The organism is Micromonospora sp. NPDC049275, assembly GCF_043197115.1.
GTDB lineage: Bacteria > Actinomycetota > Actinomycetes > Mycobacteriales > Micromonosporaceae > Micromonospora.
Map to the genome: position 1 here is coordinate 24,588 of NZ_JBICSN010000015.1, position 22,688 is coordinate 47,275.

A 22,688-nucleotide genomic window follows, 5' to 3' on the forward strand; every position below is an offset into this window, starting at 1 on the left:
TTGGCGAGGCCGACGGCCGTGTGTCGCCTCGTCAACCCCATGATCACCGGTCGATGTGGGGCGGCGTTTGCGGAGATCACCGGAGGGTTGGGCGGGGAGCTGAGGGCGGCGCGGCGACGCGGTGGGTGGCCGGTTTGGCGACGGCGCGCAGGTCGGCGTACACTTTCTGTTCGGCGCACAGCGTCCACTCCGGCATGCCCACCCTGCGCTTCGGTGGGACCTGGAGCCGCGGCTGGCGCGGGCTTCTGATCTTGGTCAGTTCCCCGTGTAAGACGTTGTGGGCCGCCCGGAGCAATCGACGTCAGGACAGCGGAGGACATGCCGAAAAAAGACGGAGCCATTGAGATCGAGGGTCGGGTCATCGAGCCCCTGCCGAACGCCATGTTCCGGGTGGAGCTCGCGAACGGCCACAAGGTGTTGGCTCACATCAGCGGCAAGATGCGGCAGCACTACATCCGCATCCTGCCGGAGGACCGGGTCGTCGTCGAACTCTCGCCGTACGACCTGACCCGCGGGCGCATCGTCTACCGCTACAAGTAGTCCTGACGGCGGCCGGGAAGTCCCGTGTCCGTCTTCGACGTCCGGTGTCGTGCAACGCGCGTCCCCGGGCCAGATGGGAAGTAAGGCAACCGTGAAGGTCAAGCCGAGCGTCAAGAGGATCTGCCAGAAGTGCCGGGTTATCCGCCGGCACGGCCGGGTCATGGTCATCTGCAGCGACCCGCGCCACAAGCAGCGCCAGGGCTGACTCAGCCCGTTCGGCCGTGACAACGGCCGGGTGGCGTTGGTCCAGGCAGATCTCCTGCGACACACACATCACACATGCTCGTCCCAGCCGCGAGCGGTACGCGAGACGTACTCCTGCGTGGCTGACCCCCGGTCGGAGGCCGGGGCCCGCTTGGGCAGCGACCGATCCCGGTCGCCGGCGCTGACAGCGTCGGAAAGACGGGGCGGCCGGTAGCGGGGTGGGACGGGTCCACACCTCCGCCACACATCACGAGGAGTACGCCCGCACATGGCACGTCTAGTCGGCGTGGATCTCCCCCGCGAGAAGCGGATGGAGATCGCGCTCACCTACATCTTCGGGGTCGGTCGCACCCGCGCCCTGGAGACACTCGCCGCCACCGGCATCTCGCCGGACAAGCGCGCTCGGGACCTCACGGACGAGGAGCTCGTGCAGCTCCGCGACCACATCGAGGGCAACTACAAGGTTGAAGGCGACCTGCGCCGCGAGGTCGCCGCTGACATCCGCCGCAAGGTCGAGATCGGCTGCTACGCCGGCATCCGGCACCGCCGGGGCCTGCCCGTGCGTGGCCAGCGGACCAAGACCAACGCACGGACCCGCAAGGGCCCGAAGCGGACCGTCGCCGGCAAGAAGAAGCCCGGCAAGAAGTAATAGGAGCGCAGAAGACTTATGCCACCGAAGGCTCGTGCCGGAGCCGCTGTCAAGAAGGTCCGGCGCAAGGAACGCAAGAACGTCGCCCACGGGCAGGCGCACATCAAGAGCACCTTCAACAACACCATCGTGTCCATCACGGACCCGACCGGTGCGGTCATCTCCTGGGCCTCCGCTGGCCAGGTGGGCTTCAAGGGCTCCCGCAAGTCGACTCCGTTCGCCGCGCAGCTGGCCGCCGAGGCTGCCGCGCGTCGCGCCATGGAGCACGGCATGCGCAAGGTCGACGTGTTCGTCAAGGGCCCCGGCTCCGGCCGGGAAACCGCCATCCGTTCGCTGCAGGCCGTGGGCCTCGAGGTCGGGCAGATCGCCGACGTCACCCCGCAGCCGCACAACGGGTGCCGTCCGCCGAAGCGTCGCCGGGTCTGAGAGGTAGAGAGAGATGGCTCGTTACACCGGTGCAGACTGCCGCCGTTGCCGGCGGGAGAAGATGAAGCTGTTCCTCAAGGGCAGCAAGTGCGATGGTCCGAAGTGCCCGTTCGAGTCCCGGCCGTTCCCGCCCGGGCAGCACGGCCGCGGCCGCACCAAGGAGACGGAGTACCTGCTCCAGCTCCGCGAGAAGCAGAAGGCCCGCCGCGTCTACGGCGTGCTGGAGAAGCAGTTCCGTGGCTACTACGAGGAAGCCGTTGGCAAGCAGGCCAAGACCGGTGAGGTCCTCCTGCAGATCCTCGAGTCGCGGCTGGACAACGTCGTTTACCGGGCCGGCTACGCCCACTCGCGGGACATGGCCCGCCAGCTGGTCAAGCACGGTCACTTCACGGTGAACGGCAAGAAGGTCGACATCCCGTCGTACCGCGTCAAGGAGCACGACATCATCGAGGTCCGGGGCAAGAGCAAGGAGCTCACCCCGTTCGTGGTGGCGCAGGCTCAGGCCGGTTCGAAGACGGTGCCGGCCTGGCTGGAGGCAATCCCCAGCCAGATGAAGGTGCTCGTGCACTCCCTCCCGGCCCGGCAGGTCATTGACACGCAGGTCCAGGAGCAGCTGATCGTCGAGCTCTACTCCAAGTAGTCGGGCTCGTTGCGGTGGCCCGCCCTCCGGGGCGGGCCACCGGAACAGTTTGTGTCGTGGACGTCAAATAGCGGGCGTCCCGGAAGAGAAGAGACAACATGCTCATCAGCCAGCGACCCTCCCTCTCCGAGGAGTCGATCAACGAGACCCGGTCGCGGTTCGCCATCGAGCCGCTCGAGCCGGGCTTCGGCTACACCCTGGGCAACTCGCTGCGGCGCACGCTGCTGTCGTCGATCCCGGGTGCGGCGGTCACCTCGATCAAGATCGACGGCGTGCTGCACGAGTTCACCACGATCCCCGGTGTCAAGGAGGACGTGGTCGAGCTCGTCATGAACATCAAGGAGCTGTGCGTCAGCTCCGAGCACGACGAGCCGGTCAGCATGTACCTGCGCAAGCAGGGCCCGGGCGACGTGACGGCGGGCGACATCCAGCCCCCGGCCGGCGTCTCGGTGCACAACCCGGACCTCAAGCTCGCGACCCTCAACGGCAAGGGCCGGCTCGACATGGAGCTGACCGTCGAGCGGGGCCGGGGCTACGTGACGGCCGCACAGAACAAGCAGTCCGGCGCCGAGATCGGCCGCATCCCGGTCGACTCGATCTACTCGCCGGTGCTGAAGGTGACGTACCGCGTCGAGGCGACCCGCGTCGAGCAGCGCACCGACTTCGACCGGCTCATCATCGACGTCGAGACCAAGCCGTCGATGGGCCCGCGTACCGCGCTGGCCTCCGCCGGTTCGACGCTTGTGGAGCTGTTCGGGCTGGCTCGTGAGCTGGACGAGACCGCCGAGGGCATCGACATCGGGCCGTCCCCGCAGGACGCCCAGCTGGCGGCGGACCTCGCTCTGCCGATCGAGGAGCTGGACCTCACCGTCCGCTCCTACAACTGCCTCAAGCGCGAGGGCATCAACTCCGTTGGTGAGCTCATCGGGCGTACCGAGGCCGACCTCCTCGACATCCGCAACTTCGGTCAGAAGTCGATCGACGAGGTCAAGATGAAGCTCGCCGGGATGGGTCTCGGGCTGAAGGACTCGGCTCCGAACTTCGACCCGGCGCACGTCGTGGACACCTTCGGCGAGGCCGACTACGACACCGACGACTACCGCGAGACCGAGCAGCTCTAGTCCGCGCTGCCGCCACAACTGAGGAGCACCAAAAATGCCCACGCCCACCAAGGGCCCCCGCCTCGGCGGCAGCCCCTCGCACGAGCGGCTGATGCTCGCCAACCTGGCGACCGCGCTGTTCCAGCACGGCAAGATCCAGACCACCGAGACGAAGGCCCGTCGGCTGCGTCCGCTGGCCGAGCAGCTCATCACCAAGGCCAAGCGCGGTGACCTCGCCTCGCGGCGGCGGGTGCTGGGTGTCGTCAAGGACAAGGACGTGGTGTACGCCCTGTTCGACCAGATCGCGCCCCGGTACTCGAACCGCCCCGGCGGTTACACCCGGATCGTGAAGACCGGTCCGCGCAAGGGCGACAACGCGCCGATGGCCATCATCGAGCTGGTGGAAGAGCTTCAGGTCGCCGAGCCCAAGGTGAACAAGAAGACCGCCGCCCGCAAGGCCGCGCAGCAGGACAAGGTCGAGGCGCTCGCCCCGGCCGACGAGACCCCGCAGTCGGCCCCGGCCGACCAGGACTCCGAGGCGCCGGTGTCGGCATCCGGTGACACCGCCGAGGCGCGCGAGGACAGCGACCTCGCCACCGAGGAGAACAAGGCCTGACCTCGGGCATCGTTTCCGGGCCCGGCACCCCTCACGGGGTGTCGGGCCCGACCCGTGACAGGAGGTACGAGGTGGACGAGCGGATCCGGCTGCGGCTGGACGTCTCGTACGACGGCGCCGGTTTCTCCGGCTGGGCGCCCCAGCCGACCCGGCGGACCGTCGCCGGGGTGCTCGTCGAGACCCTGGACCTGGTGCTCGGCGCGGGTACGGCGACCGGTCTGACCGTCGCGGGTCGCACCGACGCGGGGGTGCACGCCACCGGGCAGGTCTGCCACCTGGACCTTCCCGCCGAGGTGTGGCGCGAGCACGAGGGACGGTTGCTGCGCCGTCTCGCGCGGCTGCTCCCCACCGACGTGCGGGTACGGGCGATGTCCGAGGTGCCTGCCGACTTCGACGCCCGCTTCTCGGCCACGTTCCGGCGCTACGAGTACCGGGTGACCGACGCCCCGTACGGCGCCGAGCCGTTGCGCCGACACGAGGTGCTGGCCTGGCCGCGACCGCTGGACCTGGCCGCCCTGGACGCCGCCGCGGCGGGTCTGGTGGGGGAGCACGACTTCGCCGCGTACTGCCGGCGCAAGGAGAACGCGACGACGCTGCGCGAGGTGACCCGGCTGGACTGGCGACGCGACCCGGACGGCATCCTGGTCGCCACCGTGCAGGCGGACGCGTTCTGCCAGGCGATGGTCCGCAGCCTCGTAGGAGCGTTGCTGGCGGCCGGCGACGGTCGCCGGCCGGTCGAGTGGCCGGGCAGCCTGCTCGACCGGCAGGAACGCTCCAGTGAGGTGACTGTGGCCCCGGCGCACGGCCTCACCCTGGTCGCGGTCGGCTATCCGGACGACCCGGCCGACTACGCCCGCCGCGCGGACCTGACGCGCCGCCTGCGCGTGCCCGTCGAGGGCTGACGATGGCGGCCCCGTCGAGGGCTGACGATGGCGGCCCCGTCGTGGGCTGACGGCGGCGGCCTCGTCGTGGGCTGACGGCGGCGGTCGCGGACGACGACGGGTGTGCCACCCTTCGGCGGCACACCCGGCGGGCAGAGTCGCGGATCAGTCGCCCGGCAGGTCGCCGTCGTCGGTGCTGTCGTTCTGGGTGCCGCTGCCCTTGGTCGGCGCCGCCGTTGGTTGTCCAGCCGTGGCGGTGTCGGCCCGCCGTTGCAGCACGCCTCGACTGAGGTGTATCTCGATCATGTCGTACAGGACGTCCCGGATCTTCGCGTCGCCGGACTTGACCGCGGCGCCGTCCGCGCGGACCACAAGCGCGTACGCCAGGTAGTGGCCCCGGGCCTGCCAGCCGACCCGAGCCGGGGCGCTGGTCAGGACGTCAGCGTCGTCACCGGCGCTCAGACCCCGGAACCGGCCCTGCCGGTCGTCGAGGATGTGCCGGATCTGGTCCCGGACCCGTTCGGCGCTGACCTTGTCGGTGAGGTTGAACAGGCCGGCAGTGACCAGGTAGTCGCCGCCGGGTGCCCGAAGCGTCGCCCGGACGACCTGGTTGCAGCCGAGCCGGAGGAGCAGGTCGGCCACCTCGTCGGTGGCGGCGACGGCGCAACTGCCGCTGGAGTGCGTCTTGAGCACCTGGTAGGCGGGCTGGCCGTCGGCGAGCTTCAACTCCTTGCCGGGAAAGAGCTCCTTCGCGGTGAGCGGCGCCTGGTCGGTGTCCCGCGAGTCGAGGTCCTGCCGTTGCGCGGGAGCGGACGCGCCGACGTTGGGCTGGCTCGTGGCGGTGGCCTGTGGCGCCGGGTCGTCGTCCACGAGCAGCGCGGCCGCGCCCAGGCCGCAGAGCGCCAGTAGGACGAGGACGGCAGCGCCGCCGATCAGCACCTGCCAGAGCCGACCGCCGCCGCGCCGTGTGGGCGACGTTACGGCTTCAGCCGTCGTGTAGACCTGGCTGCGCGGGGCCGCGACCGGGGTGCTGACGCGGGTGACCGGTGGCACCTGGGTCGGTGGCGCCTGGTTCCGTGACTGCTGGTTCCGTGGCGCCTGGGTCGACGGCAGCAGCAGCTGGTTGGGCCGGGGTAGCGACGGGGCGGGGAAGCGTGACGGTGAGGGGCCGGCCGGCGGAGGCGGACCGGCGCCGAGCACGGCCAGGTCGGACCCGGGCTCCGGGTCCTCGAAATCGTCCTCATCGGACTCGTACCGATACACCATGTCGCCCAGAGTAGGAGCCGTTGTCCCTTTAGGGGGTAATATTGGGAAATGCGGCTACGGGCCGTGTCGTGGCCTGACCCGGCCGGTGCGAGAATTGCCGGCGTGACCGGCGACCACTACTTCACCGCTCAACCCGCCAGCGACGCACCGGCGCGCGAGGTCGAGTTCTCCGTCGCCGACCGCGACTACCAGCTCGTCTCGGCCGGCGGCGTCTTCTCCGCCAGCCGCCTCGACGCCGGCACGGCCGTACTCCTGCGCAAGGCCGAGCTGCCCGCCGCCGACACCGTCGGTGACCTCCTCGACCTCGGCTGCGGGTTCGGCCCGATCACCTGCGTGCTGGCCGACGTGGCGCCGACGAGCACGGTCTGGGCGGTCGACGTCAACGCCCGCGCCCGCGAGCTGACCGCCGCCAACGCCAGGCGGATCGGCGCCGCCGACCGGGTCCGGGTGAGCGCGCCGGACGACGTGCCGGCGGACCTCCGGTTCGCCCAGCTCTGGTCCAACCCACCGATCCGCATCGGCAAGGACGAGCTGCACGAGCTGTTGCTGCGGTGGCTGCCCCGACTCGCCCCGGACGGCGTCGGCTGGCTCGTCGTCGCCCGCCACCTCGGCGGCGACTCGCTGCAGCGCTGGATCATCGACAAGGGGTGGCAGGTCGAGCGGCACGCCAGCCAGAAGGGCTTCCGGGTGCTGCGGGTCACCCGGTAATTGGATGTCCCTCCCGGCCCTCGCTGGGGCAGGATCCCCGCGTGGGATACGTGGACGTGGCAGCGGTCGGGCACATTCTGCCCGACGGTCGGGAACTCTTCGCCGACGTGTCGTTCCGGGTCGGGGAGGGCAGCAAGGTCGCCCTGGTCGGGCCGAACGGCGCGGGAAAGACGACACTGCTGCGGATGGTCGCCGGTGACCTGCCGGTGCGTACCGGCACCGTCGCTCGGGCCGGCGGGCTGGGCGTGATGCGCCAGTTCATCGGCATGATCGGCGACGAGACGACACTGGCCGACCTGGCGCTGTCACTGGCCCCACCGCCGCTGCGCGCGGCCGGCAGCCGGCTCGCCGAGACCGAGACGGCCATGCGGGCCGCCGAGGTCCGCGGCAAGTTCAGCAGCGCCGCCGGCAAGGCCCAACTGGCGTACGCCGACGCGCTCGGCGCCTGGGGCGAGGCCGGCGGGTACGACGCCGAGGTGCTCTTCGACACCGTCGCCACGATCGTGCTCCACCAGCCCTGGGACGCCGTCCGGGACCGGCCGGTGCGGACCCTCTCCGGCGGCCAGCAGAAGCGCTTCGCGTTGGAGTTGCTGCTGCGCGGCCCGGACGAGGTGCTGCTGCTCGACGAGCCGGACAACTTCCTCGACGTGCCCGGCAAACGCTGGCTGGAGGCGCGACTGCGCGAGTCGACGAAGTCGGTGCTCTACGTCTCGCACGACCGGGAGTTGCTGGCCCAGAGCGCCGACCGGGTGGTGGCCGTCGAAGGTGGCAGCGCCTGGGTGCACCCGGGCGGCTTCGCGAGCTGGCACTCCGCGCGGGTGACCCGGCACGCCCGCCTGGACGAGCTGCGCCGACGCTGGGACGAGGAGCACCAGAAGCTGCGCGAGCTGATGCTGATGTACAAGCAGAAGGCCGCGTACAACGATGGGTTGGCGTCGCGTTACCAGGCCGCGCAGACCCGGTTGCGCAAGTTCGAGGAGGCCGGGCCGCCGCCCGTACCCCCGAAGGACCAGGACATCCGGATGCGGCTCAGTGGCGGGCGGACCGGCAAGCGCTCGGTCGTCTGCGAGCAGCTGGAGCTCGACGGCCTGACATTCCCCTTCGACCTGGAGATCTGGTACGGCGATCGGGTGGCGGTGCTCGGTGCCAACGGCACCGGCAAGTCGCACTTCCTGCGGCTGCTGGCCCGGGGTGGCACCGACCCCGACCCGGCCAACGGGCCTGTCGACGGAGCGGGCGCGCTAGCGCCGGTGACGCACGACGGCACGGCCCGGCTCGGCGCCCGGGTCCGACCCGGGCACTTCTCGCAGACCCACGACCGGCCGGAGCTGATGGCGAAGACGCTCGTCGAGATCCTGTGGCGGGGTGACGAACATCGCCAGGGGATGGACCGGCACGCGGCGATGGGGGTGCTCAGCCGCTACGAGCTGGCCGCGCAGGGCGACCAGCGCTTCGGCACCCTCTCCGGTGGGCAGCAGGCCCGTTTCCTGGTGCTGCTGCTGGAACTGTCCGGGGCGACGCTGCTGCTGCTCGACGAGCCCACCGACAACCTCGACCTGGCCAGCGCGGAGGCCCTCGAAGCGGGCCTGAACGCGTTCGAGGGGACGGTCATCGCCGTCACCCACGACCGTTGGTTCACCCGATCGTTCGACCGGTTCGTGCTCTTCCGCGGCGACAGCGAGGTGGTGGAGACCCCGGAGCCGGTCTGGGACGTGGGCTGAGCCGTCACCGGGCAGCGGTGCGCCCGGCCGGCATAGGGTGGATCTCGTGACTGAGATGACCTATCGCCGGCTGGGCGACTCCGGGCTCGTGGTGTCCGTCGTCGGAATCGGCTGCAACAACTTCGGCCGCAAGCTCGACCTCGACGGCACCCGCGCGGTGGTGGACGCCGCCCTGGACGCCGGGATCAACCTGTTCGACACCGCCGACATCTACGGCGAGCCGCAGGGCGGCTCCGAGGAGCTGCTCGGGCAGGCGCTCAAGGGCCGCCGGGACGACGTGGTGGTGGCCACCAAGTTCGGGATGGACATGAACGGCCTGAACGGGCCGGACTACGGCGCGCGGGGTGCGCGGCGCTACATCGCCCGCGCGGTGGAGGCGTCGCTGCGCCGGCTCGGTACCGACCACATCGACCTGTACCAGATGCACGAGCCCGACCCGGGCACCCCGATCGACGAGACCCTCGCCGCCCTGGACGACCTGGTCCGCGACGGCAAGGTTCGCTACCTGGGCAACTCCAACTTCGCCGGCTGGCAGATCGCCGACGCCGACTGGGTCGCCTCGTCCAACGGCCGGTCCCGTTTCATCAGCGCGCAGAACCACTACAGCCTGCTGGAGCGGTCCGTGGAGACCGAGATCATCCCGGCCTGCGAGCGGTTCGGTCTCGGCATGCTGCCGTTCTTCCCGCTCGCCAACGGCCTGCTCACCGGGAAGTACAAGCGTGACGGTCAGCCGCCGGCCGGCAGCCGGCTCTCCGGCGGTGGCCGGTACGCGGAGCGGCTCGCGGCGGCCGACTGGGACACCATCGAGGCGATCGAGGCGTACGCGGCCGAGCGGGGTGTGAGCATGCTCCAGGTGGCGATCGGTGGGCTGGCCGCCCAGCCGGCGGTGACCTCGGTGATCGCCGGTGCCACCACGCCCGAGCAGGTACGCGCCAACGCCGCAGCCGGCACCTGGGAGCCCAGCGACGAGGATCTGGCGGCGCTGCGCGCCGTCCTCTGAGCGCGCCGGCCGGTGGGCGCGGTGGCCGGTCGGCCGCGTGGTGATCCACTCGCGTTTCCTGAAAGCGGGGTGACCTGCGGTCGGGGATGCCCCGACTTCAAGGAACGCGAGTCGATCACCAGCCGGCCGGACGACAAACGGGCCGGGCCGCTCGTGGCGGCCCGGCCCGATCGTCGATGGCGCCGAAGCGCCGGTCGGTCGGTGGATGGCGCCGAAGCGCCGGTCGGTCAGTCGTTAGGCGTCGAGGGGCGGCGGCGGCCCCACAGCATGGCCACGCCCATCGCCGCGGCGACGACCACGAGGCCGGCCGCCGCGAACGGCCACCAGCCGCCCGCCCCGCCCTCGTCCGCGGGCCGGGTCACCGCGACCGGCCTGGGCGCCGGGGGAGACTGTGCGGCCTTCGCCTGCACCGTGGCGGTGGCCTTGCCCGCCAGGGGAGCGGGGGAGTTCACAGTCACCTTCCACGTGCCGGTGGAGAGCACCGGGCCGCTGCTGTAGAAGCCCTGCCCCTCGGGCTGCGGCTCCAACTGCACCGGCCCGACCCGCTGCCCGTCCGGGCCGGTGGCGGTGAGCACCAGCCGCACCACCTGGTCCAGCCGGCGACCATCGGCGTAGGTGGCCTGGATGGTGACCCCCTGCGCGCCGTCACCGGCCACCGTCAGTTTGATCTTGTCGGCCTGGGCGGCCGCCGGAGCAGCGGAGAGCAGGGTCAGGACCAGTCCGGCGAACACGGCGGCCACCACCTTGCGGATACCCGTCACGGACATCTCCTCACTACTGATGAGGGAGGCCCCTCCCCGACACCTGAGCGTCGGGGAGGGGCCTCGATCGGATCAGAGCTGGCGACCGGGTGCCAGCCGGGTGGCGTCGCCACCGAGCCGTCCGGTGCCCTTGACCGGTTCGCCGTCGTTCGCCTTGACCCCGGCCTTGCTGGCCGTGCCGCCGAGCCGAACGATCATGGCGTCGGCGTCCCGGATCAGGACGTCCCGAACCTCGGCCTCCGGCACCAGCGTGGCGTCGGCGGCGAGGTCACGGAATGCGGTCAACTGCTTGATCGCCTTGTTGTCGTTGCCGGCAGCCTCGGCCTGACGGGCCGCGTCGAGCTTCGCCGTCAACTGCTTGTGCGCCTTGGCCGAGAGCCGCCCCGTCGCCTTGAACCGGTCCAGCAGGTTCTGCATGTCCCGGAACGAGGTGGTGACGAAGAACCGGACCGCCGAGGTCGTCGTGTTGCCCGCCTTGTCGGTCGCGGTGACGGTCAGCTCGTGCAGGCCGAGCGGGAGCTCGTACATGGCCTGCAGGGTGCCGCTGGCGTACGCCTTGCCGTCCAGGTCGCCGACCACTGACGCGATGCCCGAGGTCGGGTCGACGGCCTGCCAGGACACCCGAACGTCCTGGCTGTCCCCGTAGAGCTGGCCGTCGGCGATCCCGGACACCAGCAGCGTCGGCTTGGTGCCGTCGATGCGCAGCACCGCCGACTTGAGCGTCTCGGCGTTGCCCGCCTTGTCGGTCGAACGGAACAGCAGCTCGTGCTGCCCGTCACCGGTCACGGAGACCGGCGCCGTGTACGGCGTCCACGCGCCGCCATCCAGCGACCACTCGACCGTCTTGACGCCGGAACCGGCGTCGGTCGAGGTCAGCACCACCGGGATGGTCCCGTTGTGCCAGCCCGCGTCGTTCGCCGGAGCGAACGTCGCCGTGGTGACCGGAGCGGTGGCGTCGATCTTGACCGAGACGGTCTTCGTCGACTCCACGTTGCCGGCCTTGTCGCTCGAGCGGTACCGCAGCTCGTGCTCGCCGTCGCCGCTCACCGCCACCGGGGCGGTGTACGCCGTCCAGGTGGTCGCCCCGTCGAGCTGGTACTCCGTACCGGCCAGACCGCTGCCGCCGGCCTCGTCGGCGGCGGTCAGGGTGACAGTCACCGGACCGGTGTACCAACCCTCGGTCGGGGTGCCGGACACCGCAGCCGTCGTGACCGGAGCGGTCTCGTCAGTGACCACCTCGGTGCTCAGCCGGAAGTAGTCGAACGAGGCGGTCTTCGACGCCGTCTGGTTGGCGCCGAGGGTGAACAGACCGACCTTCGGGGTGGCCCCGACCGCGCTGTTGGTGAGCGCCTCCAGCGTGGTCCAGGTCGTCCCGTCGGCCGAGTACGACGCCGTGAAGGTGTCGCCCGTACGGGCCAGCCGCAGGTGCCACACCGCCGAGGTGAGGCTCGTCGCCTCCGGCTGCGGGTTCTGGACGACGCCGCCGACCTCGCTGCGGAACTCGATCCGCCGCGTCACCGTCTGGCCGGCCTGGTTGTCCGCGATGAAGTCGAACTTCAGGTAGTTGTCGTCGTCCGCCTGCACGAGCAGACCCGCCTGCTGATACTGCTCGTTCAGCAGGCTGCCGTCGACCTTCGTCTCCAGGGTCCAGTCGCCCGAGGGCGCGGTCTGGAGGATGAAGTTCTTCGGCCCGGTGTTGTCGGTGCCGTAGATGTCACCGTTCGGCACGTCGATCCGCAACGCGCCACCGGTGACCCGGTAACCGTTCGGGTCCTCCCGGGTCACGGCGTCCCACCGGCACTTGTCCAGCGAGTCACCCGTGAACTCGTCCGACGGGTCGACCGGGCCGGCCGGTGCGTCCGGCGTGACCACGAACGAGTCGAACGCGGCGTCGACCACTGGCGCCTCGGTGCCTCCGTTGAGCGCGAAGACCCCGATCCGCGGGTTGGTGATGCCGGCGAGCGCGGCCGAACGGCCGACCGGGGTGAACGTCTGGCCGTCGCCCGAGGCGGACGCGGTCAGGTTCGTCCCGTCGCTGGTGATCCGCAGGTACACGGTGTCACCCGCCGGTGCGTTGGTGGCGTCGGCGGCGTCGTTGCGCGGCGTGGCGGCCGTCTCCCGGATGAACTCCACCCGGCGGCTGCCGTTGTAGAGCAGGTCCACCTTGGCGTAGTTGTCGTCGTCGCCGTACACCAGCAGGCCCGCCTGCTGGTAGTTGGCCGTCACCGGCAGAGTGACCTTGGTGGTCATCTCCCAGGCGCCGGTCGGCGCCGCCTGGAGCACCAGGTTGGTGGCGTCGTTGCGTGCGCCGTAGAGGTCGCCCACCCCGGTGGGCAGCCGCAGCGCGCCATCCGACACCGAGTAGAGCTGGTTCTCCCGGACCACGCTGGTCCACCGGCCCTTGTCGAGGCTGGTGCCGTTGAAGTCGTCCGAACGCGCCCCGAAGCAGGACGTGTCCGGTGCGTTCACCCGCACCGGCACCGTGGCGTACGACTTGGCGCCCTTGCCGTCGGTCACCGTGAGGGTGGCCGTGAAGGCACCCACGCTCGTGTACGTGTGGCTGGCGTCCAGGGTGGACGCCGTGCCGCCGTCACCAAAGTCCCAGGCGTACGTCAGCGGGGTGTCGCCCTCGGCGTCGGTGGCCGTGCCGTCGAACTCGACGGTGACCGGCGCGGTGCCGGTGGCCGGGGTCGCGGTGGCGGTGACCACCGGCGGCCCGTTCTCGGTGACGCCGCGGCCGACGAAGTCCATCCAGTTGACGTTGAACAGCGAACCCGTTCCGCCGTTCGGATCGCGGGCCACGAAGTACAGCGATCCGCTCGCGGCACCCGTCACAGGCGCGCTCACGTCGGTGTACGTCTGCCACGCGCCGGTCGTCGGAACGGTGGCCGTGGCCACTACCGGTCCGTCGACTGCGCCCGCGTGGACCTCGATCCGACCGCCGGCGGCAGCCGAGGCGGCCCGGAACCGGATCTCGGTGATGTTCGTCAGGTCCGCCGGGACGACCGACCACCAGTCGCCGTCCTCGATGAACGCGATGCTCTGGCCGCCACCGGCGGTGTCGGCCCCGGCCTCGCGCTGCACGCCTGCGTCTCCGCCGCCGGTGCCGCCCGGCACCCGCCCGGTGGCCGTGAAGTACTCGGCCTGCTTCTGCTTGGGCTGCAGGATCTCGATGTCCCGGCCGGTGAGCGCGCCCGCGCCGCCGGCACCACCGTCGTCGGTGTAGGTGGCCTCGAAGACCGCGAAGACGTTCGCCTCGGCGCCGTGCCCGGAGGCGAGCGACGTCTGGACCGTGCCGGTGCAGCCGGTGTGCTGCTCCAGCGGGTGGGCGTGCTCGTCGTGACCGAGCAGCACCTGGAGGTTCACCCGGTCGCAGTCGATCTGCCCGTCCTCGGGGTCGGTCACCTTGACCGTGTAGCGGACCTGGTCACCCCAGTTGAAGAAACCACCGTCCGGCGGGAACTCGATGCTCACCGTCGGTGCGGTGTTGCCCACGGTGACCGGCACGTTGGCCACCGCGGTACGGCCCTTCGGGTTGGTCACGGTGAGCTGGGCGGTGTAGTTCCCCGCCGTGGCGTACGTGTGCGTCGGGTTGGCCTCGGTGGAGGTCTGCCCGTCGCCGAAGGTCCAGGAGTAGGTGAGCGCGCCGCCGTCCGGGTCCCGGGAGCCGGCGCTGGAGAAGGTGACAGTCAGCGGCGCCGGCCCCGAGGTCGGGTTGGCGGCCGCCGCGGCGATCGGTGCGAGGTCACCGGCGGTGTAGTCGATCCGGTAGATGCCGGAGTCGTCGTTGTTGCCGCCGAACCCGGTGCCCCACTCGATCAGGTAGAGCGCGCCGTCCGGACCGAACTCGAAGTCCATCGGCCGGATCATCTTCATGCCGGTGAGCAGCTGGTTGATGTCCACCAACGACTTGCCGTCGGCGGTCATCTGCATCGTGTACATCTTGTTCTGGTTCCACTCGCCGAGCAGCGCCTTGCCGTCGTAGTAGGCCGGCCACTTGCGGGGGGAGTCGAGGTCGGCGTCGTAGCGGTAGGCCGGGCCGCCCATCGGGGCGCCACCGCCACCGATCTCCGGGTACCGCGCGTCACCGGCGTAGCCGTAGTCGACGGTGGCCGGGACGACAGGCGGGAGGTTGGTCAGGCCCGTGTTGTTGGGCGAGTTGTTCACCGGCGCGGCGCAGTCGAACTTCGGGCCGCTCGGGCCGGACGGGAACGTGTAGTCGTTGTACGCCTCGTTCGTCCCGGTGCAGTACGGCCAGCCGTAGTTGCCGGGGGTGACGACGTTCCACTCGACCAGGCCACGGGGGCCCCGGTCCGGGTTGTTCGCGTTGGCGTCCGGCCCGTAGTCCCCGACGTACAGCGTGTCGGTCTTCGGGTCGGTGCCGATGCGGAACGGGTTGCGGAAGCCCATCGCGTAGATCTCGGGACGGGTCTTCGCGGTGCCCGGCGCGAAGAGGTTGCCCGTCGGAACGGAGTACGTCCCGTCGTCCTCCGGGTGGATCCGGATCACCTTGCCGCGCAGGTCGTTCGTGTTCGCGGAGGTGCGCTGCGAGTCGTAGTCCTGACGGCCCGCCCGCTCGTCCAGCGGCGCGTACGCGTTCGACTCGAACGGGTTGGTGTTGTCGCCGGTGGCCAGGTAGAGGTTGCCGGCGCTGTCGAAGGTCATGCTGCCGCCCGCGTGGCAGCAGGTGTTGCGCTGGGTGTCGACCCGCAGCACCTGCTTCTCGCTCGCCGGGTCGATGGTGTCGCCGGTCACCGTGAACCGGGACAGCAGGTTGCGCGTGACGCCGTCGTTCGGGGCGTAGTAGAGATACACCCACTTGTTGGTGGCGAAGTCCGGGTCGAGCCGGATGCCGATGAGGCCGTCCTCGTTGCCGGTGAAGACGTCCAGGTCGACGGCGGTGACGGTGCTACCGGTGTCCGGCTTGATGATCTGCACCCGGCCGTCGCGCTCGATGTAGAAGACCCGGCCGTCGGGCGCGATGTCCAGCTCCATCGGATTACTGGTGTTGCTGTCCAGGGTGATCTTCTCGAAGCTGGAGGTCTTCGAGGCGCCGCAGTCGGCGTCGACCACGCCGGCCGCCGTCTGGATGCCGCCGAGCAGGTGCTTGAGGAACTCGGGCTCGGCGTACGACTCCCGGGTGTGCCCGCCGCCCGTGTACCAGGAGCGGCCACCGTCGAAGTCCTGGCACCACGCGGTCGGGTGGTCGGCGCCCATCGCGCCGGCGCCCGGGGTGTAGCTCTTCTCGTCCAGGCTGGCCAGCACGTGCACGTCCGGCCGGGGGTTGGTCTGGAAGTTGTACCACTCGTCGAACCGGGACCAGCGGTCCGGCAGTCCGGCGGTGGACGGGTGGGCGTGGTCCTCCACCTTGACGGTGGCCTGCTGGTTCTGGGGGTGGTTGGCGAAGTACGCGCCGACCAGGTCGCCGTACCAGGCCCAGCTGTACTCGGTGTCCGAGGCGGCGTGGACGCCTGCGTAACCGCCGCCGGCCTTCACGTACCGCTCGAAGGCCGCCTGCTGGTCGGCGTCGAGGACGTCACCGGTGGTGGAGAGCCAGATCACGGCCTTGTACTTGGCGAGGTTGGCGTCGTTGAACGCGGCGCCGTCCTCGGTGGTGTCCACAGTGAATCCGTTGGCCGCGCCGAGTTGCTGGATGGCGGCGATGCCGGTGGGGATGGCGTCGTGCCGGAAGCCGGCGGTCTTCGAGAAGACCAGGACGGAGTAGGGGTCGGCCGCTGCGGCCTTCGGCGCCTTCGGCGCCACTTGGGAGAGCGGAGCCGCGACAGGCACGTCTCGCGCGGGGATCTGCGCTCCGGCCGGAGCGGCCTGCGCCGGCGACCCGAGCAGGGTCGTCGAGGCGAGTGCTAGGGAGAGCAGGGTAGCGGTGAGGGGTAAACGGGCACGACGAGAACGGGACACGCCGCCTCCAATGTCGCGGTGGACAGGAATCGCGGGGGCCGGCTCGCCGAAGACCGTCCCGGATGGAGCCGGTGGGGACGCCGTGCCAGGGCGTCCACGCCGGCATTTTGTCGAATCGCTGAACAAATTAATTCTGGTGTATCGATGTCGGGCAAGATGCCGGCGGGTAACGGTTCTGCAACGGCGGGCGACATTCCGAACAGGACCGGAGAAAGTGCCCAACTGATTCCGCCGCGTCCCCCTCCCTTGGCAGACCCACGGAACTGTCGTACGGTGACACGCAAGTAACCCACGGGAGCCCGGTGTACCGGGCTGAGAGGGGGGCTGACAGCCCCCGACCGTCGAACCTGATCCGGGTAATGCCGGCGCAGGGAGGAGCGTTGCCGTGCCGTCCCTTGGACGACTGCATCTGATCACCGACACCCGACCCGGGCGCGATCCACTCACAGTGGTCCGGGCCGCCCTCGCGACGGCCCGCGCCGACCTCGTCGTGCAGGTCCGGGTGGAGGACTCCGCGACCGACCGCGAGGCGTACGACCTGGCCGGCCGGGTGCTGGCGCTCTGCGCCCCGTACGGAGCGACCTGCCTGGTCAACGACCGGCTGCACGTGGCGCTCGCGGTGGGCGCCGCCGGCGGGCACGTCGGAGCGGACGACCTGCCGGTCGCCGCCGCCCGGCACGTGCTCGGCCCGACCGGCGTGCTCGGCGCCACCGCACGCGCACCGCAGACGGCGGTCGCGGCTGTCGCCGCCGGGGCCACCTACCTGGGCGTCGGCCCGTGCCACGCCACCACCACCAAGGACGGTCTGCCGGATCCCATCGGGCCCACCGGTGTACGCGCCGTCGCCGACGCCGTCGACGTGCCGGTCATCGCGATCGGCGGGGTGACCGCCGACCGGGTGCCGGCGCTGCGGGCCGCCGGGGCGTACGGGGTGGCGGTGGTCGGTGCGCTCTCCGCCGCCGCCGACCCGGCCGGCGCCACCGCCGAACTGCTCCGGGCCCTGGCGTGACGGGATCGGCCGCCCCCGCCGTCGACGTGGCGGTGGTGGGCGCGGGGCCGATCGGGCTCGCGATCGCCTGGCGCTGCGCCACGCGCGGACTACGGGTGGCGGTGCACGACCCGGCCCCCGGGTCGGGGGCGTCGGCAGTCGCCGCCGGAATGCTCTCCCCGGTCGCCGAGGCGTACTTCGGTGAGCGGCGGCTGACCGAGCTGCTGGTGGCGTCCGCCGCCCGCTGGCCCGGGTTCGCCGCCGAACTGACCGAGGCGAGCGGCACCGAGATCGGCTACCGGACCGAGGGCACCCTGATGGTTGGGCTGACCGGCGACGACCTGGCCGAGGCGCGCCGGCTGTGGGCGTACCAACAGGGGTTGGGTCTGCCGGTGACCCCGCTGCGCCCCAGCGAGCTGCGCGACCGCGAACCGGCGCTCGCCCCTCGGGTGCGCGGCGGCGCGTTCGCGCCCACCGACCACCAGGTCGACCCCCGGCTGCTGGTGCCGGCACTGCGCACGGCCGCACAGCGGGCCGGCGCGGCGTTCGTGCCGCGGCCGGTCCGGAGGCTGTCCGATGTGGATGCGCGACGCACCGTGGTCGCCGCCGGTTGCGGGGCCGCCGCCCTCACCGGCCTGCCCGTGCGGCCGGTGAAGGGCCAGATCCTGCGGCTGCGCGCGCCCGACGGCGTCGCGCCGGGCTTCCGGCACGTGATCCGGGGGTACGCCGACGGCGAGCACGTGTACCTGGTGCCCCGCGCCGACGGCGAGGTGGTCCTCGGCGCGACCGTCGAGGAGCGCTCCGACACCACTGTCACCGCCGGCGCCGTGCAGCGGCTGCTGCGTGCCGGCGTCGACCTGCTGCCCGAGCTGAGCGAGTACGACCTGGTCGAGGCGGTCGCCGGTCTGCGGCCCGGCACTCCGGACAACGCGCCGATCCTCGGGCCGCTGCCCGGTCGGCTGGATGTGCTGGTCGCCACCGGTCACCACCGGCACGGCATCGTGCTCACCCCGATCACCGCCGAGACGATCGCCGACCTGGTGACCACAGGCGTGCCCGACCCGCTGCTCGCACCCTTTCGCGCCGACCGTTTCGGCGCTGCCGCGTTGGGCGGAACTGGACGGACGACCGAGGAGGACCTGTGGAGTTGACGGTGAACGGGACCGGGCGCAGCTTCCCCGGCGGCGCGTCGGTGGCCGACGTCGTCAGTGACGTCGCCCCGCACCAGCGTGGCGTCGCGGTCGCGGTCAACGGCGAGGTGGTGCCCCGGGCCGGCTGGCCGGTCACTGTGCTGCGCGACGGCGACCGCGTCGAGGTGCTCACCGCCGCGCAGGGCGGGTGAGCGGCGTGTCGTTCGACCTGGGTGGGGTGGCCTTCACGTCGCGGCTGATCCTCGGCACCGGCGGCGCCGCGAACCTGCACGTTCTGGAACAGGCGATCCGGGCGTCCGGCACGGAGCTGGTCACGCTCGCGCTGCGCCGGGTGGACACCGCTCCGGGCACCGCCGGAGGGCTGCTCGACCTGCTGGACCGGTGCGGGGTGCGGCTGCTGCCGAACACCGCCGGCTGCCACACCGCCACCGAGGCGGTGAAGGTGGCCCGGCTGGCGCGCGACGCGTTCGACACCGACTGGGTCAAGCTGGAGGTGATCGGCGACGAACGGACGCTGCTGCCCGATGGCGTGGAACTGCTCCGCGCCGCCGAGGAGCTGGTCGCCGACGGCTTCACCGTTTTGCCGTACACAAGTGACGACCCGGTGCTCGCCCGCCGCCTCGCCGATGTGGGCTGCGCCGCGGTGATGCCGGCCGGCGCGCCGATCGGCTCGGGGCTCGGCATCGGCAACCCGCACCACATCCGGCTGATCCGTCAGGGCGTGGACGTGCCCGTGATCCTGGACGCCGGCATCGGCACGGCTTCCGACGCGGCCCTGGCCATGGAGCTGGGCTGCGACGCGGTCCTGCTGGCCAGCGCGGTGACCCGGGCCGCTGACCCGGTGGCGATGGCGACGGCGATGCGGTACGCGGTCGAGGCCGGTCGGCTGGCCGCCGGTGCGGGTCGGATCGCCCGTCGCTTCCACGCCCTCGGATCCACCCCCGACGAGGGAAGACCAGACCTGTGACCGGGCGGACGGGCTCGGCGGCGCCGACGGGCTCAGTGACTCCAGATCTTGGTACGAAACGGCCCTCGGAGGGGCGCTTTCTCACCAAGATCTCGGCGATCCGGGGGATCGTCGTGCTGACCGGCCGCCGGCAGGCACGGCGACCACTTGTGGACGTCGTGGCGGCCGCCGTGGCCGGGGGAGTGCGCGCCGTTCTGCTGCGCGAGAAGGACCTGCCCCGAGCGGAGCGTGCCGCCCTCGCCGCCGACCTGCGCCCGATCCTCACGGAGGCGGGCGGGACGTTGATCGTGGCCGGGCCGGATCCGCTCGACGGCGACGCCGTGCACCTGCCGGCCGCCGGCCCCTACCCGCCACCGCGATGCGGCCTCGTCGGCCGCTCCTGCCACGACGAGGCGGAGTTGCTCCGACTCACCAGCGAGGACTACGCGACCCTGTCGCCCGTCTTCCCGAGCCGCAGCAAACCCGGCTATGGCCCACCCCTGCGACCCGACGGTCTCGCGAGCCTGATCCGGCGTAGCCCCGTGCCCGTCCTGGCGCTCGGCGGCATAGAAACCCCGCACCACGTAACCGCCTGTGTAGGGGCGGGAGCCACCGGAGTAGCAGTACTGGGCGCACTCATGCGAGCCACCGATCCCGCCGAAACAGCAGCCAAACTACGCAGCGCTTTCCAAGAGTCGGTCACCCCGAAGCCGCCCGAAAGCTGGCACGGGCGCATGAATGTCTCGCAGCCCTCAGCCGCAACCGAGGAAAGCCCGTGACCCCAAAGACCATCCTCACCATCGCCGGCTCCGACTCCGGCGGCGGCGCTGGCATCCAGGCCGACCTGAAGGTCTTCGCGGCGCTCGGGGCGTACGGCACCAGCGTCCTCACGGCGGTCACCGCGCAGAACACCCGGGGCGTCGACGCCGTCCTGCCGCTGCCGCCGCGCACGGTCACCGAGCAGTTGGACAGCGTCCTCGCCGACTTCACAGTGAGCGCGGTCAAGACGGGAATGCTCGGCACTCCCGCCGTCGCCGACGCGGTGGCCCAGGCCGCCCGGGACGGCCGGCTGCCCCACCTCGTCGTCGATCCGGTGCTGGTCGCCACGAGCGGCCACCGGCTCGGCGTGGTGGGCGCGGTGGAGCGGCTGCTTCCGTACGCCCGGGTGGCGACGCCGAACTGCGCGGAGGCCGCGGCCATCACCGGACGCGGAGTGGACGACGTGGCGGGGATGGTCGTCGCCGCGGAGGCGCTTGCCGCCGGCGGCCCGGAGTACGTGGTGGTCACCGGCGGTGACCTCGGTGGGGACGAAGCGGTCGACGTGCTGCACGGGGACGGCGTCACGACCGTGCTGCGCGGGCCACGGGTGGACACCCGGCACACCCACGGCACCGGGTGCTCGTTCTCGGCGGCGATCGCGGTGCGGCTCGCGCTGGGCGATCCGGTGCCGGCGGCGGTCGCGGCCGCCAAGGAGTACGTGCTCGGCGCGCTGTCCGGTGCGCGGGGTTGGGAGCTGGGCGCGGGGCGCGGGCCGCTGGATCACTTCGGCTGGTCCGCCTGATCACCAGGGAGGTTGTCATGCAGGCACGAGGCAAGGTGTACGTCGAGGGGTCACGGCCGGATGTGCGGGTGCCGTTCGCCGAGGTGGCGCTGACCGGCGACCATCCGCCGGTGCGGCTCTACGACACGTCCGGCCCGGGATCGGACCCGTCGGTGGGGTTACCCGCGCTGCGGGGCCCGTGGATCGCCGAGCGGGGTGACGTGGCGCCGGTGCGGGGCGCGGGTACGCCGCTCGCCGGTGTGGAGGGACGTCGTCCGACGCAGCTCGCGTACGCGCGGGCCGGCGTGGTGACGCCGGAGATGGAGTTCGTGGCGATCCGGGAGAACGTCGACCCGGAACTCGTGCGGACCGAGATCGCCGCCGGTCGGGCGGTGCTGCCGCTCAACGTCAACCACCCGGAGTGCGAGCCGGCGATCATCGGCAAGGCGTTCCTGGTCAAGGTGAACGCCAACATCGGCACGTCGGCGGTCAGCTCGTCGGTCGCCGAGGAGGTGGAGAAGCTCACCTGGGCCACCCGCTGGGGCGCCGACACCGTGATGGACCTGTCCACCGGCAAGCGGATCCACGAGACCCGCGAGTCGATCGTGCGGAACTCGCCGGTCCCGATCGGTACGGTGCCCATCTACCAGGCCCTGGAGAAGGTCGGCGGCGACCCGGTGAAGCTGAGCTGGGAGGTCTTCCGGGAGACCGTGATCGAGCAGGCCGAGCAGGGCGTCGACTACATGACTGTGCACGCGGGGGTGCTGCTGCCGTACGTGCCGCTGGCCGTGGACCGGGTCACCGGGATCGTCTCCCGGGGCGGCTCGATCATGGCGGCGTGGTGCCTGGCGCATCACGAGGAGAACTTCCTCTACACCAACTTCGCCGAGCTGTGTGCACTGCTGGCGAAGTACGACGTGACGTTCTCCCTGGGTGACGGGCTGCGCCCCGGCTCCATCGCGGACGCCAACGACGAGGCGCAGTTCGCCGAGCTGCGTACGCTCGGCGAACTGACGAAGATCGCCTGGGAGTACGACGTCCAGGTGATGATCGAGGGCCCCGGCCACGTGCCCATGCACAAGATCAAGGAGAACGTGGACCTCCAGCAGGAGTGGTGCCACGAGGCGCCGTTCTACACGCTCGGTCCGCTGACCACCGACATCGCGCCCGCGTACGACCACATCACGTCGGCGATCGGCGCCGCGATGATCGGCATGTTCGGCACCGCGATGCTCTGCTACGTCACGCCGAAGGAGCACCTCGGCCTGCCGGACCGGGACGACGTGAAGGCGGGCGTGATCGCGTACAAGATCGCGGCGCACGCGGCGGACCTGGCCAAGGGCCACCCCGGCGCGCAGGAGTGGGACGACGCGCTGTCGAAGGCGCGGTTCGAGTTCCGCTGGGAGGACCAGTTCAACCTCTCGCTGGACCCGGAGACGGCGCGGTCGTACCACGACGCGACGCTGCCCGCCGAGCCGGCGAAGACGGCGCACTTCTGCTCGATGTGCGGCCCGAAGTTCTGCTCCATGAAGATCACCCAAGAGCTCAAGGAGTACGCGGCCCGCGGCATGAAGGACAAGTCGGAGGAGTTCGTCTCCGGGGGCGGCAAGGTCTATCTGCCGCTCGCCTGAC

General features: G+C 71.2%; 21 protein-coding genes and 1 riboswitch. Of the genes, 18 read left to right on the forward strand and 3 right to left on the reverse strand.

What is annotated here, in order from left to right:
- The first annotated feature begins 318 nt into the window (after positions 1-318).
- The 8 genes from infA to truA all read left to right on the forward strand — a co-directional run bounded on the left by infA (position 319) and on the right by truA (position 5,077).
- Positions 319-540: a translation initiation factor IF-1 gene (gene infA, locus ACGFIE_RS29150; RefSeq protein ID WP_007073013.1), complete on the forward strand. Its 222-nt coding sequence runs from the start codon at positions 319-321 to the stop codon at positions 538-540.
- 91 nt (positions 541-631) lie between these two features.
- Positions 632-745 (forward strand): 50S ribosomal protein L36, encoded by a 114-nt coding sequence (rpmJ, locus tag ACGFIE_RS29155; RefSeq protein WP_088952025.1) that lies wholly within the window; start codon positions 632-634, stop codon positions 743-745.
- A gap of 267 nt (positions 746-1,012) precedes the next feature.
- Positions 1,013-1,393 carry a 30S ribosomal protein S13 gene (rpsM, locus tag ACGFIE_RS29160; RefSeq protein ID WP_007465236.1) on the forward strand — a complete coding sequence of 127 codons (381 nt, stop codon included), beginning with the start codon at positions 1,013-1,015 and terminating at the stop codon, positions 1,391-1,393.
- An 18-nt stretch (positions 1,394-1,411) separates the two neighbouring features.
- Positions 1,412-1,819 carry a 30S ribosomal protein S11 gene (rpsK, locus tag ACGFIE_RS29165; protein ID WP_030329919.1) on the forward strand — a complete coding sequence of 136 codons (408 nt, stop codon included), beginning with the start codon at positions 1,412-1,414 and terminating at the stop codon, positions 1,817-1,819.
- A gap of 13 nt (positions 1,820-1,832) precedes the next feature.
- Positions 1,833-2,459 carry a 30S ribosomal protein S4 gene (gene rpsD / locus ACGFIE_RS29170; RefSeq protein WP_007465229.1) on the forward strand — a complete coding sequence of 209 codons (627 nt, stop codon included), beginning with the start codon at positions 1,833-1,835 and terminating at the stop codon, positions 2,457-2,459.
- A 98-nt stretch (positions 2,460-2,557) separates the two neighbouring features.
- A complete protein-coding gene (locus ACGFIE_RS29175) occupies positions 2,558-3,580 on the forward strand; it encodes a DNA-directed RNA polymerase subunit alpha (RefSeq protein WP_007465227.1) in 1,023 nt (340 codons plus the stop codon).
- A 34-nt stretch (positions 3,581-3,614) separates the two neighbouring features.
- Positions 3,615-4,175: a 50S ribosomal protein L17 gene (gene rplQ, locus ACGFIE_RS29180; protein ID WP_363680449.1), complete on the forward strand. Its 561-nt coding sequence runs from the start codon at positions 3,615-3,617 to the stop codon at positions 4,173-4,175.
- A gap of 71 nt (positions 4,176-4,246) precedes the next feature.
- A complete protein-coding gene (gene truA / locus ACGFIE_RS29185) occupies positions 4,247-5,077 on the forward strand; it encodes a tRNA pseudouridine(38-40) synthase TruA (RefSeq protein WP_393300559.1) in 831 nt (276 codons plus the stop codon).
- A 144-nt stretch (positions 5,078-5,221) separates the two neighbouring features.
- Here the strand turns inward: truA and ACGFIE_RS29190 are convergent, their stop codons facing one another.
- Positions 5,222-6,322 carry a hypothetical protein gene (locus ACGFIE_RS29190; RefSeq protein WP_393300561.1) on the reverse strand — a complete coding sequence of 367 codons (1,101 nt, stop codon included), beginning with the start codon at positions 6,320-6,322 and terminating at the stop codon, positions 5,222-5,224.
- Between the two features lie 102 nt (positions 6,323-6,424).
- Between ACGFIE_RS29190 and ACGFIE_RS29195 the strand changes: the two genes are divergently transcribed.
- Genes ACGFIE_RS29195 through ACGFIE_RS29205 form a run of 3 tightly spaced genes read left to right on the forward strand, consistent with a single transcriptional unit; the run spans position 6,425 to position 9,751 of the window.
- A complete protein-coding gene (locus tag ACGFIE_RS29195) occupies positions 6,425-7,030 on the forward strand; it encodes a class I SAM-dependent methyltransferase (protein ID WP_393300563.1) in 606 nt (201 codons plus the stop codon).
- A 41-nt stretch (positions 7,031-7,071) separates the two neighbouring features.
- Positions 7,072-8,751, forward strand: a complete 1,680-nt coding sequence (locus tag ACGFIE_RS29200; protein ID WP_393300566.1) for an ABC-F family ATP-binding cassette domain-containing protein — start codon at positions 7,072-7,074, stop codon at positions 8,749-8,751.
- Between the two features lie 37 nt (positions 8,752-8,788).
- The gene (locus ACGFIE_RS29205; RefSeq protein ID WP_393300568.1) at positions 8,789-9,751 is read left to right on the forward strand and encodes an aldo/keto reductase; all 963 of its coding nucleotides are present in this window, start codon (positions 8,789-8,791) and stop codon (positions 9,749-9,751) included.
- A gap of 227 nt (positions 9,752-9,978) precedes the next feature.
- Here the strand turns inward: ACGFIE_RS29205 and ACGFIE_RS29210 are convergent, their stop codons facing one another.
- The gene (locus ACGFIE_RS29210; protein ID WP_393300571.1) at positions 9,979-10,512 is read right to left on the reverse strand and encodes a hypothetical protein; all 534 of its coding nucleotides are present in this window, start codon (positions 10,510-10,512) and stop codon (positions 9,979-9,981) included.
- 72 nt (positions 10,513-10,584) lie between these two features.
- Positions 10,585-16,431, reverse strand: a complete 5,847-nt coding sequence (locus ACGFIE_RS29215; RefSeq protein ID WP_393300574.1) for a ThuA domain-containing protein — start codon at positions 16,429-16,431, stop codon at positions 10,585-10,587.
- 281 nt (positions 16,432-16,712) lie between these two features.
- A riboswitch (TPP riboswitch) is annotated at positions 16,713-16,822 on the forward strand.
- On the opposite strand from ACGFIE_RS29215, the gene thiE reads away from it, so the two are divergent.
- The 7 genes from thiE to thiC all read left to right on the forward strand — a co-directional run bounded on the left by thiE (position 16,817) and on the right by thiC (position 22,687).
- Entirely contained in the window at positions 16,817-17,440 is a 624-nt protein-coding gene (gene thiE / locus ACGFIE_RS29220) for a thiamine phosphate synthase (RefSeq protein ID WP_393300577.1), read from the forward strand. Its footprint overlaps the riboswitch before it by 6 nt.
- Complete coding sequence (gene thiO, locus ACGFIE_RS29225; RefSeq protein ID WP_393300580.1) at positions 17,437-18,570, forward strand: glycine oxidase ThiO; 1,134 nt, start codon at positions 17,437-17,439, stop codon at positions 18,568-18,570. The genes thiE and thiO overlap by 4 nt, the downstream gene beginning before the upstream one ends.
- Positions 18,561-18,761, forward strand: coding sequence for a sulfur carrier protein ThiS (thiS, locus tag ACGFIE_RS29230; RefSeq protein WP_393300583.1), 201 nt, complete (start codon positions 18,561-18,563; stop codon positions 18,759-18,761). Before thiO ends, thiS begins: the two co-directional genes overlap by 10 nt.
- Positions 18,758-19,537, forward strand: coding sequence for a thiazole synthase (locus ACGFIE_RS29235; protein WP_393300586.1), 780 nt, complete (start codon positions 18,758-18,760; stop codon positions 19,535-19,537). Before thiS ends, ACGFIE_RS29235 begins: the two co-directional genes overlap by 4 nt.
- An 89-nt stretch (positions 19,538-19,626) precedes the next feature.
- Positions 19,627-20,295, forward strand: a complete 669-nt coding sequence (locus tag ACGFIE_RS29240; protein ID WP_393300774.1) for a thiamine phosphate synthase — start codon at positions 19,627-19,629, stop codon at positions 20,293-20,295.
- Complete coding sequence (thiD, locus tag ACGFIE_RS29245) at positions 20,292-21,077, forward strand: bifunctional hydroxymethylpyrimidine kinase/phosphomethylpyrimidine kinase (RefSeq protein ID WP_393300589.1); 786 nt, start codon at positions 20,292-20,294, stop codon at positions 21,075-21,077. The genes ACGFIE_RS29240 and thiD overlap by 4 nt, the downstream gene beginning before the upstream one ends.
- Before the next feature lie 17 nt (positions 21,078-21,094).
- On the forward strand, positions 21,095-22,687 hold the full coding sequence (gene thiC / locus ACGFIE_RS29250) for a phosphomethylpyrimidine synthase ThiC (protein ID WP_393300592.1): 1,593 nt from the start codon (positions 21,095-21,097) through the stop codon (positions 22,685-22,687).
- The last annotated feature ends 1 nt before the right edge of the window (position 22,688 follow it).